General features: G+C 64.5%; 7 protein-coding genes and 1 pseudogene. 1 reads left to right on the top strand and 7 read right to left on the bottom strand.

Going from position 1 to position 15125, the window contains the following annotated elements:
• Positions 1-375, top strand: a pseudogene (locus tag HMPREF3176_RS02135) (amylo-alpha-1,6-glucosidase); the annotation flags it as partial.
• Here HMPREF3176_RS02135 and HMPREF3176_RS02130 read toward each other — a convergent pair.
• The 7 genes from HMPREF3176_RS02130 to HMPREF3176_RS02100 form a co-directional block, all read right to left on the bottom strand.
• Entirely contained in the window at positions 372-3968 is a 3597-nt protein-coding gene (locus HMPREF3176_RS02130; protein WP_070457827.1) for a UvrD-helicase domain-containing protein, read from the bottom strand. The pseudogene HMPREF3176_RS02135 and the gene HMPREF3176_RS02130 sit on opposite strands and share 4 nt — an antisense overlap.
• Positions 3965-6775 (bottom strand): PD-(D/E)XK nuclease family protein, encoded by a 2811-nt coding sequence (locus HMPREF3176_RS02125; protein WP_070457824.1) that lies wholly within the window; start codon positions 6773-6775, stop codon positions 3965-3967. The genes HMPREF3176_RS02130 and HMPREF3176_RS02125 overlap by 4 nt, the downstream gene beginning before the upstream one ends.
• A gap of 541 nt (positions 6776-7316) precedes the next feature.
• Positions 7317-8546 (bottom strand): DUF6177 family protein, encoded by a 1230-nt coding sequence (locus HMPREF3176_RS02120; protein WP_070457822.1) that lies wholly within the window; start codon positions 8544-8546, stop codon positions 7317-7319.
• Between the two features lie 11 nt (positions 8547-8557).
• A complete protein-coding gene (gene eccCa, locus HMPREF3176_RS02115; RefSeq protein WP_070457820.1) occupies positions 8558-12583 on the bottom strand; it encodes a type VII secretion protein EccCa in 4026 nt (1341 codons plus the stop codon).
• Positions 12580-13329, bottom strand: coding sequence for a hypothetical protein (locus tag HMPREF3176_RS02110; RefSeq protein ID WP_070457818.1), 750 nt, complete (start codon positions 13327-13329; stop codon positions 12580-12582). Before HMPREF3176_RS02110 ends, eccCa begins: the two co-directional genes overlap by 4 nt.
• Positions 13326-14627, bottom strand: a complete 1302-nt coding sequence (locus tag HMPREF3176_RS02105) for a ubiquitin family protein (protein WP_070457816.1) — start codon at positions 14625-14627, stop codon at positions 13326-13328. The genes HMPREF3176_RS02110 and HMPREF3176_RS02105 overlap by 4 nt, the downstream gene beginning before the upstream one ends.
• Positions 14624-14935, bottom strand: a complete 312-nt coding sequence (locus HMPREF3176_RS02100) for a hypothetical protein (RefSeq protein ID WP_034371485.1) — start codon at positions 14933-14935, stop codon at positions 14624-14626. The genes HMPREF3176_RS02105 and HMPREF3176_RS02100 overlap by 4 nt, the downstream gene beginning before the upstream one ends.
• Positions 14936-15125 lie beyond the last annotated feature (190 nt).

The raw sequence follows: 15125 nt of genomic DNA, 5'->3' as shown, positions 1-15125 counted from the left end.
GAGCGCCTCGTCATCGACCGGCTCATGGACTCGACGATGTTCACGGGCTTTGGCATCCGCACCCTCTCGAGCGACAACAGCGCGTACTTCCGGACCCGCTACCACGGCGGCAGCGTGTGGAGCCATAACACGGCGTTCATCATGCGCCAAGCCATGCGCGCGGGATTCACGAACGAAGCCCGGCAGATCGCCCGGGCGCTCGTGCAGGCGGCGAAGGGCTTCGACTGGCGCCTGCCCGAACTGTTCGCGGGGGATCCGACGGCTACCGTGCAGCAGCCGATGCCCTATCCCGCATCGTGTCGCCCGCAGGCGTGGGCTGCGGCGAGCGCCGTTCCGATTGCCGAAGCGCTCGGGCTGCTCCCCGCACGAAACTAGGGCTTGACCTCCACTTTCACGACGTACCCGCTGAGTGGGAGATGCACAAGGGCGTAATCGGGGCGACGCCCCGTGCGCTCCTCGAGGGCGTTCAGGTAGGTCGCGAGCTGGCCCACGTACTCGCGGCGAATGAAATCGAGGACGTCGGCTGGTTCGGTCCGCGAATTCGTTTTGTGATCCACGACGATACTGTGACCGTTCTCGAGGGTCAGGAGCGAGTCGATCCAGCCTTCCATGGCTTGACCGTCGGCATTCCACCACGCCACCGGAACTTCGGTGCCGACGGTGTGCCCCGGGAACTCGCGCGTGATCCAGGCGTGCCATCGCTCGCCGGCCTCGACGATGACCTCGGGCGTGACCTTCGCTTTGAGCAGAGGATTTGTGCCGAGCCATCGCTCGGTGATCCTCCGGGCGAGGGTGAGCTGGCGCTCGCGCGGTAGCTGCGAGTACGGGGTCGCAAGGTAGGCGTGGACGGCTTCGCCTACGAGTTCTCGATGCGTGCCGCCCTCCCCGACGAGAGGGGCGCCGAGCTTCACGTGAATCGTGACTCGCGCGTCGATGCCAGTGGAATCAACGGCGCTCGCGGCAAAACGCGCGGGAAGGCCGCCCTCGTGCTCGATGAAACTGGACGGCGCCCCCGTGGGAGCCGCCGTGGGTTCCGCCGCGAGTGGGCTTCGCTCCCGGCGGTACGGCTCGAGAGGCGAATCGGGGTCATCGGCGTCGCCTGGAGTCTCGTGGTGGAGAACCGTCACGGGGATCGTTGAGACGCGAGGACCGCACTCACACCCGTTCGCCTGGGCGTCGTCGTCTGTATCAGCGGCGCAGTGAGGCTCGCTCTGGCCCGGCAGACCGGCCGGGACGCGCGCCCCGGTCACGGTGAGGGCCGCGGAGCCGTCGGAATTCTCCGCGAGCTTGAGCGAATACGTGGCCTTCTGACCCCGAGCCTCCTTGCGTTCCTTCACGGCCTTCGTGGATTCGTCCCGCTCGGGCGTCCACGAGGCTGCTTCTGCGATTTCCGCCTCGAGAACCTCGGGCGAAAACTGCGCGTACAGCGTCTCGGTAAGGTCTTTGTGACCTGCGAGAACGAGCTGATATTTCGCTCGCGTGAGCGCAACGTAGTGGATGCGGGCCTCCTCCGCGCGGTTGGCGAGACGCGCGCGCGTCACATCGCTATCGTGTGCGAGCGCCTTTGCCATGGGCACGAAAGAGTCGTTGATGATCGGGTTAAAGCGCAGCGCTCGACCGGTAAGGGGGTGTTCGGGATCGAATTCCGACGCTGGCCTCGGCCGCACCGTGACCGCGTCTCGAACATTTTTCGCTTTCTCGGGAACGATCGTGACGACCACGGGCCACTGCAGGCCCTTTGCACCGTGGATGGTGCTGACGGTGACGGCGTTCGGGTCGTGCGCAAGCCTGTGCTCCTTGCCGTGCTCCGCCAGAAAGGCCCCGAGGCCGGCAAGGCCCATGGCGCGGCCCCTGCCCGTGCACTCCTCCTCGTATTCGCGGGCAAGTGAGTGAAGGGCATCGAGAACTGCGAGTCGCTCCTCGCTCGCACTCCACTGCTTGACGCGCCGGGGAAGCTCGAGCGCATCGATGAGGGCAAGGACGACTTCGCTCGGACTGAGTTGAGCGGCGCGCGCACGCAAAGCTTCGAGACCCGCAAGTGCGGGATCTTCACGCCAGGTGTGCATGCGCCGCGCACGCTCGGCACGATTGGGGAGTGCGCCAAGCTCGTGGAACCAGCTTTCGTGCGACGCGTGCTCCGGCACGAGGCTCACCAGCTCGGCGAGTGCGAGCGTGTCGTTCGGGTCGAGGAGGGACGCGAGGCCGGCACGCATCATGTGCGCTTCGCGCCCGGTCCATAGATCACGCTTCGCGCCAGTCGTGGGTATGCCGAGTGTTTCAAGCGCGTCCGTCACGGTGGCAAGCGCTCCCCCGCCTCTCGCGAGCACGGCAATGTCACCGGGCGTCAGGGGCTCTCCGGCGATTGTGGCGCCCGAGGTAAGGAGCGCGTGGATGCCCATCGCGATCGAGCTTCGCAATGCTGCGTCCTTCGCGCGTGGCAGGTTCTCGGGGCCCTTCCACAGCTCCACGCGGCCCTCGTGCCGCGTGTTCTCGCGGGCACCGGGCACGTCAAGCGCGACAGTCGATGGCTTCATGTCTCGAAAGATTGCCGTGAACAGGGCGTTTGTGAGGGCGAGCGGCGGCTCAGAGCTTCGATAGGAATCGGTAAGCGCCTCGACGTTTCCGCCAGCGAACCCTCCGCGGCCCTCACGCACGGCATCGACGACGCCCGACATGAGCTCGGGGGCTGCGTCGCGAAAGCCGTAGATCGACTGCTTTTGATCACCCACCCACACGACATCCTCAACAAGGTCGCCAAGGCGCATGAAAAGCTCGAGCTGAATCGGAGACGTGTCCTGAAATTCGTCAACGGCGAGGAATCGGAAGCGGCTCTTGAGCGAGGAGCGCACGCGCTCGTTGTTCGTGACGAGATCGAGCGCGAGGGTCTCTTGATCGGCGAAATCCATGACCCCCAGTGCTGCCTTGTGCTCGGTATACGCTTCGAGCGCGTGCGCCGCAGTCGAGAACGCGAGGCGAATCAATTTCTCGACATCCGCGAGGAACGCTTCGTTGCCGAGAACCCCCACGCCGTCGCTCGCGCCAAGGATGAGGTCGGCAAGCGGTGCGAAGACTGCCTGAGGTCGCGCACCGGGCTTTTTGCCTCCGTGGGCCGGGCGCACTTTCGTCACGTCGGCGAGTGCCATCCACTGCGTCCACGGCACGTTCTCGATACCGCGGCTCATGCGACGGTAGAGCGACTCGAGCGTGACGATCGATCCCTCGATGTTTCCGAGTGTCGACGAGACCCGTTTCGCGGGCTCGCCGTCGCTCGGCCAATGCGTAAGTTCCTCACCCTGGGCTTCGGCCGCACGCGCCGCGTCGCGATCCGCCGTGAGTTCTGCGAGGCAACGTTCGAAGGTGCGCAGCCAGGCTCCGCGCTGATCGGGTCCACTCTCGTAGCCTGCCTCATCGATCATCGAGCGGAAAGCGGTGATCGATTCCTCGGCGCTGTGCTCGAGGGCGGCGGGTGTGATGCCGTTTGTGCGAGCGAGCCTCGTCATGCTCGTAACGGCGCTCGCCCACGATTCATCGCGCTCAAACGAGTTCGCGCCTTGGTCTGGCGCTCCTTCGTATCCGAGTCGAGCAAGAAGCTTGTGCTCGCGCTCCTCGATCTCGGCGATGGTGTGGTTGATCGACGCCGTGAAAATGAGTTCGCTTTCCTCTTCGCTCAGCACTCGCAGCTCGGGGCTAAGCCCCATGTCGATCGCGTAGTCCTGAACGATGCTCCCCGCGATCGAGTTGACCGTGCCAATGAGTGCCGAGCCGATCTCGTTCGCCTGCTCCACGTGCCCGAGCTCGAGAAGACGTACTTGGAGACGCTCGCGGAGCTCGGCCGCGGCCTTCACCGTGAAGGTCGTCGCGATGATTTCGCTCGTGCGCACGCCGCCTGCGAGCGCATCAGCCAGTCGCGTGGTGAGGGTGTAAGTTTTGCCGGATCCCGCCGACGCGGTGATGACGGTGAAGGTCATGAGTAGTCTCCCGTGAGTCCCGTGAGCAGGCAATAGTCGCTGTAGGCGGCGTTAGCATCGACGAATACGCGCCCCGCTTGCGCGCGTTCCTCGGCAAGTTCCGCCGCGGCTTTTTTGTGGGCGGTGTCGAGAGGCGAAAGACCGTTCGCGAGGGCGATGTCCCCCAGCGCACTCGTCACGCGACCCTGGGCGATCGCGCTCAGTTCATCCTCGATCGTGGCGCGAAGCCGCTCGAAAAGGGCGAGGCTTCCGTCGGAAGTTTCACCGCTTTCCCCACGCCCACCGAGGCCACGGTCGAGGGTCACGAACTCCGCGTGGCGCAGCATGAAATATCCGGAGCGCGGCTCGCGCATCTCACCTCTCTGTGCGCCGTACGCCCACGCGTAGGTCGCAAGCTGGAGCGCTTCGTGCGTGGCGACGTAGTTCGCGTATCGCGACGTGCTTTTCGTCCATTTGAAGTCGAGGAGAACGGGGCTCCCGTTCTCGTCGATTCCCGTGAAGTCGATCGAACCGAAGAGGGGCGCGGTGAACTGTTGGGCTGCGCCGGTGGCTTCCACCGTGAAGGCGAGGGGCACGCCTTCGAGTGCATGCTCGATCTGAAGCACGCTGATGCCCGCGCTGCGGAGCGTGCGAAACAGCATGCCGATGCTTGTTTTCGCCCTCCGTAGGACGTACGCGCGCAGAGCCTCGTTGCCGGGGAGGTCGAGGTGACTCGCGTACCGGGGGATGAGCCGCGCCGCGAGTTCCTCGACGGTGCTTTCAGGGACCTCGTAGCTTGGCGGCACGCGCTTGTCATTGACGAGAGTTTCGATAACGGCGTGCACGAGCGTGCCTATCGCGCGGTTGCCGCTCGGGACGCTCGCGGCGCTGCCCGGTTTGATGCCGAACAGATAGCGAAGCACCCATTCAAGGGCATCGCGGTGAAGTTTTTCGAGCTGCGTAAACGACAGGCGTTCTGGCATGAGGTGCATCCCGGGCGTCACGTCGCGCGCGAGGGTTGACGGCGGCATGAATCGAAGCTCGGGCACTGTTTCGACCAAGCCCGCTTCGAGCCGTCGCGCAGCCCATTGACGCGCATCGATAGTGAGCGCCCGGTGCTGCGTGGGATCCGATTGCTTCGCGTCCAGAGCCTTGATCTCGGGGTGGGCGTCAAGCCATGCTCCTGCGAGTGGCGCGAGTGCAGGGTTGAGGCTCGCACGCTCGCCATCCACGACATCGGCAACGACGGCGATGATCGTTGAGGCACGACTCAAAGCACGCAGTTTCGTGCCCATCTCGAGCGCCTCGAGTGCCTCCGGTTCAATGACGCGCGCCCCGCCCTCTTCGAGCAGGTCGACTTCCGAGCGGTCCCACGTGGCACCGCGCCTTCCTTGGACTCCGGCGGCGCCCCACCACACGACCGTTCCTCCATCCACGTACGCCTCGCTGATCGCCGTTTCCCACGGGGCGACGGATGGACGTGCAAGCACCGATCGCGCCGAAGGCGCGGATGCCGAGACGAGGTCGCGCAGCTCACGCTCACTGAGCGAGGGCCCGCCCACGAGATCCACGAGATCGCGAAGGGTCGCGAGGTGCTGGCGAATAACGCTCTTCGCGGGCCCGGCCGCTCTCGGCATCGATTCCACTCGTGCCTCGAGAAACTCAAGGCGCCTGCCGAGAGCACCGACCGCCACGCGGTCCCCTGGCGTTTCGGCGGTGAACGCGCACAGCTCACGCACGATCGCGACATTGTGCGTGCCGGCTTCGGGATCCGCAGCTATCTCCTCGAGCGCCCGTGAGAACGCCGAATGCGGATCGCTCGCGTCGATCCCCGCTTCCTCTCCGAGGGCGCGAAGGAGCGCGCGGGTCACCTTCCACGGCAGCACGGGGGCCGACGCTTGCCCCTCCCCCGCAGATTCCCGCCTCTTCTCGCACGGAACCTCGACACTGAGGAATTCCACGAGCGCCTGTACGTTCACGGGCGCGCTACTCGCCTCGAGAAAGAGCGGCACGATCTGTGCGGCAAGCCGTGGCAACTCCGACGGCGCATGCGCCACGGGCGGAAGGCCGCGCCGCGTCAACGACAGGTCAAGCGGGAGTGTTCCCCTGCTTGCAAGCACGGTCACCGTGCCCTCGCCCGCGCATGCGTCTTCGAGAATCTGCGCGGCGACTTCTCCGGCCGAAAGTTCCTGGGGCGCACGCACGATCGACAGTGAACTGGGCACGCGTGCATCTTCCTCGCGAACCGTCACCTCGACACCGCAGCGCGAGAGGAGCGTAAAAATCGCCGGCCAGCGGCCGGGGAGACTGCGAGGATCCTCGGCGCACTCGATGGCCTCGATCCCCAGTGGCCACACCTCGCTCGAAACCGCAAGCTCTTCGAGCTCGGCGTGAACACTCGCGAGATCATCGGCAAACCCCGGTGGCAGATTCGCACCGGCAACTCCTTCGACGCCCACGACAATGGCCTGTTCGAGTGCCGCGAGCGCCTGAAGCCGAGGCTGGCGTACTCCATCAACCCGGCGAGGCTCCGGCGCACGCCAACCCAACTCGAGTGCCTCATCGCGTAGCCGAAGCAGCACGCGCGCCGTGTTCCACGGATCCAGCTCTCGCGAGCGCCGATACCACGAGTGATCCACCTCGCCGAGAAGGCGGTGCGTGCGCGCGACCCTCACCGCGTGCGACGTTTCCGGATGGCGCAGCCCCAGGCGCGTGAGCAGCACCCCCACGAGCTCGCGCGGCCCCGCGACCATGTCCCACGCACGCTCCGCGCCACCGCGCGACGCCCACGCGGCGCCATCGGCAAGCCAGCCAAATCGAATCTTCACGAGGGCCCCTCTCGACCGTTTCCCGTTACGCTCACAACGGTATCCCGGGGGTGAGACATTTAAACCGGCAACCGTCGGACCCGCCCTCAACCGCACGCCGAAGGCGACCCGAGGAACCCAACTCCAGCGCTGCCCTACCTGTGTGCCGTCCCTGGTGGCCAGCACGCCGCGGCGCGAGCCTCATAGTCCCGGCTCTGCGCAACCAAAACACGGTAGCTAGCAACAAAGTGGCGGAGTGCACATGCCCTAATTTCCCAAAACGACGTCTCTGAATAGCGCTTGACCAGCGGCTGTTATATATTCGTGATGTTGTTCGTGTCGCGGGTCTCCCCGTGACTGAACCGCATTCCTCATTTTCACAAACGAGGGCTCAGGCCCGCGCCGCCAAGCGGCGTTCACATCGCCACCCGCCGCTGACACCATCGCGCGGGTGGGGCGGTGCCGCGGTGAGGGGATTTCCGCGGTACGAGAAGCGCCCGGCGGAGGGGGTCCGACGGGCGCTTCTCTACATCTCCGGCCCCTTCCGGGTGCCGGTCCTGGATTACTCGGGCGCAGCCTCACCGGAGGCCACGGAAGCGTCGGACTCCTCCCCCGCATTCTCCCCAGCCGGGTTACCACCGAGGTAGCCGAGGTAGCCGAAGCCGCCCTCCCACGGTTCCAGGTCGTCCTTCAACGCGTGCTCTGCCGACTCGTGCACGAGCCGAGTCGTAGCCTCCATGCCTTCGGCAATCACGAAGCCGAGCGGCATGTATTCCTTGAACTGATCCCAGAGTGCGCGCGCATCGGCGCTGCTCAGCCTCGACTCCCCCACGGGAAGCTCAAGGAAAATATCCTCGAGAACTCCCTGGTTAGACGGCACAAGATCAAGCGTCCCGCGCATCTCCGGCCCGCTCAGACACCACGTGATCATCGCGGGCGATGCCTCCGCTGACATACCCACCACGGCCTCGCGATCCCACGGCGCACGAGAAATTTCACTTCGCCCCACCCGCACGCTCGGGAGTCCGACGGTTGCCGCGAGAAGGCGCTCGCTTGCTTCGCCCACCGCCTCCGTGTCGTCAAGGGGGTGAAGCACCTGGAGCCGAATGCGCAAACTCTGCGGGGTAAAGTGCGCAACGCTGCGCCCTTCCGCCTGCTCGAGAACGCCGTCACTCGTCCAGTCGTACCCGAGGCCCGTGATCCCCTCGACGGGCCCATCGGCGGTTTCGCGTATCCACAGCACCTGGAACGTCTCGAAAATGCGGCGCATGTACGGGGTGATGCGCGTACGTTCCGGCGTGCGAATGATGAGCGAATGGGGCTCGGCCTGCGCACTCGCGATGAGCGCGGAGATCCACGGGCTGTACTCGATGACCTCGACGGGCATGTCGATCACGCGCGGCACAAGAGGCGTGTCGTCCTCGTAGTATTCACCGCGGCTGATCTGCTCCCGCGGGGTCCGGTTCGCCCAGCCCGCATCGTCCACGAGGTCCACGTCGATGCTCACGTCGCTCGCGCTCGCAGAGAATGCACGCGCACATGCTTTCGCGAGTGCGATCGTCTCGGCGCGTGGCCCGACGATCTCGGCCGCATAGTAAGGAGCGGCGATGACCGCATCGTCAACGAACCAGATGGGCGGGGTGTTGGACGTGCCGTCAGTAATCGCGACCGCATCACAGTCAGTCGACCACATCTCGTGATCGGGCGAAAACACGGCGCTCACGACATCGGCGAGGCGCTCGGCCTCCCACTCGCGCGGGCTGTGAAGCCGCACAATGGCCTGCTGGTTCATGCCTTCACCTCTCAGTTGTTTGCATGTGGACTGCCGAAGCCACGCGAGTGCGTCACTTCCTCATCTCCACCCTCGTACACGATCTGAACAGTTTCACCCGGCTGCCCCATGCGGAACATGCGAGCCCGGCCCGTCGGGAGGGATCGGGCGCGCTCGCCACCGAGGAGGAGGCCCTCAGTACGGTCGCCCGAGAACATGAAGCCCGTCGCACCACTCTCACGCACCGTGTTGAACACCGGCTCGTATAGACCGCGCGAAGCACCCGCGACACGGCGAGCAATGATCGCGGAGAGGTTGATCTCCGGCCCCATCGCGAGGAACGGCTGAAGAGCTTGAAGTGGGCTCATGCTTCCGGCCGTGAGCACGTCATAGTCATCGATAAGCAGAACGATGCGCGGCTGCGTTTCACCCTCGGCCTCCGCCGCTTCGGGTGAGCCGGGAACGCGCTTCTTAAGCTCGGGAATAATGGCGGCCACGAGCTGCTCAGCCAAGGTCGCGGAAGCCGCATACCCGCCGAGATAGGGCTCGGGGATGGCATCCGCGAGGTTCCTGCGGGGATCGAATACGGCAAAGACCAGCTCCTCCTCGCTCCACCGCTTCATCATCTCGCGCGCGATGTACTTGAGCATGCTTGTGCGGCCCATCTTGTTGGAGCCGAGGAGCACCATGTTCCAGTCGGTGCCTTCCACGTCGAGTTGCGCCGTGCCGAGGTCGCCCTCGTAAAGGCCGATCGGGATGAGATTCTTCGATTCGCTCTGCTCGAGCAGATCGGGCGTGACAACCGTCGGAAGCAGGCGCACCTTGGGCGCGCGGTCCGTGGTCGATGCCGAAACCGCTTCGACGAGGTTGGAAAGCCCCTCGACGGTCGTTTCGCGGTCCGCCTTCGAGTCGATGCGCGGGAGCGCGATCTGGCCGAACAGGCTCTTCGAGGTCAAGCACTGACCAGGTCGGTCAGCGGCAATCGTCGCCGAGAGCTTACGCGCAACGCTCGACTCACCCGGGTCGGTGAGGCGCAGTTCGAGGCGGTTACCGAAGTAGGTCTGCATCGTCAGTCGCGCGTCATTGAGGCGCGAACCGGTCGCGACCACGTGAACACCGAGGCCAGCACCGCGGCGGACGATGTCCTTGATGTTCTCCTCGAGGTCGTTGAACTCCTCGTTGAACTGGCCGAACCCGTCAACGAGCAGCACGATCTCGCTCATGAGCTTCGGATCAACGTCGAGGCCCGCCGCACGCCGTACCGATTCGAGGTCGGGAAGCTGGCTTTGGTGGAGCAAAAGCTCGCGCGCCTGCATAGCCGCCTGAACCTCTTCGACCGTGCGGCGCACGGCCTCGCGCTGCTGGCGAGTCGCGATGCCCGCAACGTTCGGAAGCTTCTCGATTGCCATGAGACCAGAGCCGAGAAGGTCAATTCCGTACACTATCGCCTCCGCGGAAGGATGCGTGAGCGCGAGCGACGCCGCGATCGTGTGGAGTGCCGTCGTTTTGCCTGAACGGGGAGCACCCACGATAAAGACGTGACCGCCTGGGCCAGCAAGATCGAGGTTGAGTTTGCCCTGCCACTGACGCGCCGGATCGTCAATCATGCCAATCGGCACCGAGAGGAGCTTGTCCTTCGGCAGACGCAGACCGCGCCTCGTAGCCATGGGTTTGCCGGCAGCCTGGTCGAGCGTAATGACCTTGTCGATCGGGTCGAGCCAGATGGGGCGCGTGACGCGAGGCTGCTTCTCGAGCTGGGCAACGACGGTCGAGAGAATCGTGTCGCCCTCTTCGTCCTCATCATCGGCGCCGCCCGGGGCAGCTTTCTTATCGGGCTCCGAATCGGTATCGAGGACGGCAAACTCATCGATAAGGGAGACGTGAGGGAGGTCCGCAACCTCCATCTCATCCTCTTGCGCCGGCAAGAGGCCCGACACGTAGCCTGAACGGAACTTCGTGTAGGTCGTCGTGTCGACCTTGAGATAGCCGTAACCGGGCAACGGCGGGAGTGAGAACGCATCAACCGTGTCGATCACGGTGCGCGACTCGGCCGCCGACAGGGTACGAAGACCGATGCGGTACGACAGGTAGGTTTCGAGGCCGCGAAGCTTGCCGCCCTCGATGCGCTGGCTCGACAGAAGCAAGTGCACACCGATCGAACGACCGATACGGCCAATCGACAGGAACAGGTCGATGAAGTCCGGGCGGGCGGTCAGAAGCTCGCCGAACTCGTCAATGATCACGAGCAGATGCGGAAGCGGCTCCATGTGTTCGCCACCGTCGGCCGCCTGACGACGCCGGTACGTCGTAATATCCGAGAGGCTTCCAGCGTCCTTCAGGAGTTGCTGGCGGCGTTTGACTTCGCCCTCAAGGCTCGCGTACACCCTCTCCACGAGGTTCGCGTCGTCGCCAAGGTTCGTGATGACGCCCGCAACGTGTGGGAGGTTCTCGAACGGCGCGAAGGCTGCACCGCCCTTGTAGTCGATGAGCACCATGTTGACGTCCGCCGGCGAGTGTCCCGTGACGAGGCCGAGCACCAAGGTGCGCAGGAGCTCAGACTTACCGGAACCGGTCGCACCGATCGCGAGGCCGTGAGGCCCCATGCCGTACTGTGCCGACTCCTTGAGGTCGAGCATGACCGGAGCGCCCTGGTCGTCGGTACCGATCTGTACGCGCAGGAAGCTCGAGCGGGGGCGCGGGGCCCACGCTTCCTCAAGGTTGATGTTCGTGAGTTCGCCGACGCCAAGAAGGTCCGAGGCGCGCAGTGCTTGCTGCGTTTCGTCGTGTTCAAGCGAGTCGGGTGCGAGGCGAACGCCGGAGAGATAGCGCGCGAGCGCCCTCGCCTCTTCGTGCGTGAATTCGTCGAGCTTCACCGTGAGGCGCTCCGGCTCTTGATCTCGCGACGTGTAGCGCTCGATGATCGCCTCATCGGACTTGACCGACGAAGGGCTGATGCGAAGCGTGATGTCGTCGGGCTCGTGCTCGCGACTCGCGAGCAGGTGCAGCATCGTAAGGCCGACGTCCGACGGGCGCACCTCGCGGTCGCCGATGGGAAGATCGAGCGCGTCTTCTCCGTGATGGTCCGAGACGATCCACATGCGCGCCATGGTGCTCGAGATGTTGCCACCACCGAGATTGCGTCGAAGCTGCGCGGCCTCCGTGAGGCGTCGGTGAAGCTCGGGGCGCAGCACCTCCGCGAGCTGTCGCTCGTCCTTCGCGATGCGGCGAATGGGACCGTGCTGAGTCGCGCGAGACTGGTCAGCCATGTGCGGAAGCCACGTCATCCACGACCAAAAATCGCGCGCTTCGCCCTCGGGGTAGGTGAGAGCCATTTGGATGTCCTCGGGCGAGGACAGCGCTGCCGCATGACTCGTGAGCAGTACGGCGATGCGACGGCAAAACGGCTGATCGCCCACGATACTCACGTTGCCCACGGAGTCGAACGGGATGGTCACGGGCGCATCGGGCATCGTCGAAAAACGAGCTTCGACGCGATCCAGCTCGCTCGACATAAACTCATCGTCCAGGCTCATCGCGTTATCTTCGCCGACACGATCGAACTCGACCGCCGGCGCGAAGCCCGTACCGAGCCGCAAGCGCATGAAGTCCTGGTCGTCGCGGCGGCGCTCCCACAGCCTGGAGGTGGAGCGCGCGAGAGACAGAAGAGCCCCGGGGTGGGGTTCAGCTGCGCGCGCAAGTTCGGCCCGATGTTGCTCGGCTTCAAAGAGCTCGCTCGATTGACGGTCGAGGTAGGTCAGGTACCGGTCGCGGAGGGATTGCCGACGCCTGATTGTGCGACCACGGTTGCTCATAAACATGATGACGAACGCGATGACCGTCACGATCATCATGAGGGCACCGATCGCGGCGAGGGCGGAGCCCCTGAACAGCATCATGAGGGTCATACTCGTCGCGGCACCGAGCATGGGGATCAGCATGAGGAAGTTCGCCGTGCCATCGTTCTCGGGCAGCGCCGGCGGCAGCTCGATCTCGTGGCGTGTGATCCCCGGGGCCGAGGGCGAGGTTCGGGCGGGACGGTGGACGATTCGTGTACTCACCGACTGACCGCCAACTGCATCATGAGCGCACCCAGCTCCTCGATTGCGACGCGGGAGGGTTCTGAAATGTTGGCGATACGAACGTGGGAGTCGCCCGCGAGATGCTGATCCTGCGGGATGACCACGAGGTCGCCGAGCTGAATGCCGCCGCGGGGCTTTCCAAGGCCGCTTTCCGGGGTCTCGCGAAGCAGACGAATAGTAGCGCCGTGCTTGTCACCGAGAGCCTCACGAATGCTCTCGACCTTCTCGATGCCCTGCACGGTACGGCGGCCCACGATGACGATCACGTGCGGCATGAGCATCGAAAGCTCGTCGTCATTCACGTGTGAGTCGCAGTCGACGAGAAGCACCTGCTGCGATCGCGAGATCTCGCCGATCGATTCACGCGCCTGCAGGAGAGGGGTCTGCTGAAGACGAAGGCCTCGCTGGTGGTAGTTCTCACCGAGGAACCACGCAAGGTCGCTCGTCGAGCGCAGTCCGGCGACGGTCACCGAACCGCCGCGCGCCTGCGCGAGGTAGCCCGCGCTCGCGACGAGGAGCGAGGTCGCGCCTGCGCCGCCGTGGGCACCGAGAAAAGCGATGCGGCGCCCGGTCGTGATGGGCAGTTGCTCATCGCGTCGTGCCTGTGCGATGCGAGTCGGGGTCTCGTCGTTGCCGATCCATCCGGTCACTCGGCGCAGCGCACGACGCGCCCCGCCTTCGCCCTTGCGTCTACTGATCTTGAGTGCGCGGTCTTTTTGGTTCACTGGAAAGTCCTCAACAATTCGCTATACACACCGAAAATACCGACGAGCGCAGGCACGGTCACGAGCGTGCAAATGCGTTCAATTACGCCGGAGATGCGACGTCCAAGGGCTGAGTTCACGGAGCTACGGAAGGCGAAACGCGGGACCGTGTACACAGCGATCGCCACAACGATGACGCCCACGCCGAGCCAAACTGAAAGGTCGGGTTTCGACGCGACAATCGCCTGAGCGCAACACACACCAGTCACGATTGCGGCGCCCCACAGAACGGCCCGGTGGAGCGCGAACGGGAAGTGACGAGTGCGGAACACCATGGCAATGGCGACGGCTGCCACGGTGATTGCCGCGAAGATGTTCTCCACGACGAGGGCCGACGCAAGACCGAGGGAGATAGCCAAGGTCACCGCGAGAACGACGACCGACATGGAGAGAGCCTCATACGCCTCTGAAATGGCGACATCGACGCGCTTGACTTTCACGTCCTCATCCTCGGCGAGGGCATCCTGGACCTTGTAGAGACCTGCCCCCTGCATTGCGAAGCGCGGCACCAGGCCCAGCGCCGCGAGGGCGATCACAGCAACGATCGCACCAGCCTGCTCCGCCGTTGCACCGAGCGTTGTAGACAGGATGAAGATACCGATGCCGGCGGCAAGGGTGGCGAGGGCAGTGCCGAGCGCAAGGAAGCGTCGGCGGAGAACCCCAAACACTGCAAGGTTGGCCGCGAACGCGCTGAGCCACCAGATCGCGCTCTCCTTACCCCCAAACTCGAAGTTGATCCCTCCGAGGAAGGTGAGCAGGAGCGAGCCCGCATACAGCGGCCACGCGAGGGTGTGGACCTTCAGAGCCGCGGTGACGATGGTGAGCGCATACATTCCCGCGACGGGCCACCACGGGCGGGAAAACGCACCGGGGATGAACCACAGGGAAAGAAGAAGAAGGACAGTGGAAAGAATGCCGAGCACCCACGGGCGGCTGGTGTCGTTCCATAAACCCCGGACGTCGATGGACGTGAGGCGATCGACGACGTCGTGAACGACCGGCTCCAAGGGAGCGTCGGCAAGCGGCAGAACCTGCACAACCTGGCCGTCAAGAAGCTCTTGCTCACCAACGGGAACCGTGTGTTCAAGTCGCGCGCCGAGGACCGTGAAAAGGCCGAGGCTTGAAACTTTCGTGGTTTCGCCTACGAGCTCAATGAACTCGGGGATCACATCGGCGGGCGTGAGCGAGCCGGGGACGATCACGTCCGCAGCGCGCTCACTTCCGCGAATAGTGAGGCGAACGTAAGGGCTTTGGGTCATTGCTTGTCCTCATCAGCAGTGTTCGGCGTGGAAGCCGGCGTAGTGGGAGGTGTGGCGGGAGTGGTAATCGACGTGCCCTGCATGGGCTGTCGTTTAAAGGTCGTGTCGGTCGCGAGGAGATGCATAACGAATGACACGGCTACGCATACAGCACACGCGAGGACGGCGAAGAAAATACTGGCGAGCATCGTGCCGAGGCCGTCCGTCCACGTCCGACGCAGCCTCTCCGACCGGTGCAAAAGCGCCTGGGCAAGCCGTTTCCGGCGCACCTTAACGGCGTCGAGAAGCTGGTCATCATAGGTGTACACGCAGTCCAAACCCCCTGCTGAGCGCGTCAGCGGTCAATATGCGAGAGCCATTGTGCACACAATCCCTGAGATAGGCCACTTGGGTGAACATTACGGGAACATAACGGAACCTTTTGGTGGATTGGCGTGACACCGTCAGGACGTTGTGGTTTTGTGTAACGGTCAGATAACGGGACGTGTGTCCCGGACA

Origin of the sequence: Dermabacter sp. HMSC08H10 (assembly GCF_001807585.1) — a bacterium.
In the GTDB taxonomy this organism is placed as follows: Bacteria; Actinomycetota; Actinomycetes; order Actinomycetales; family Dermabacteraceae; genus Dermabacter; species Dermabacter hominis.
The sequence above is the reverse complement of the archived record's forward strand: the minus strand, read 5'-3'. Positions and strand labels throughout refer to the sequence as shown.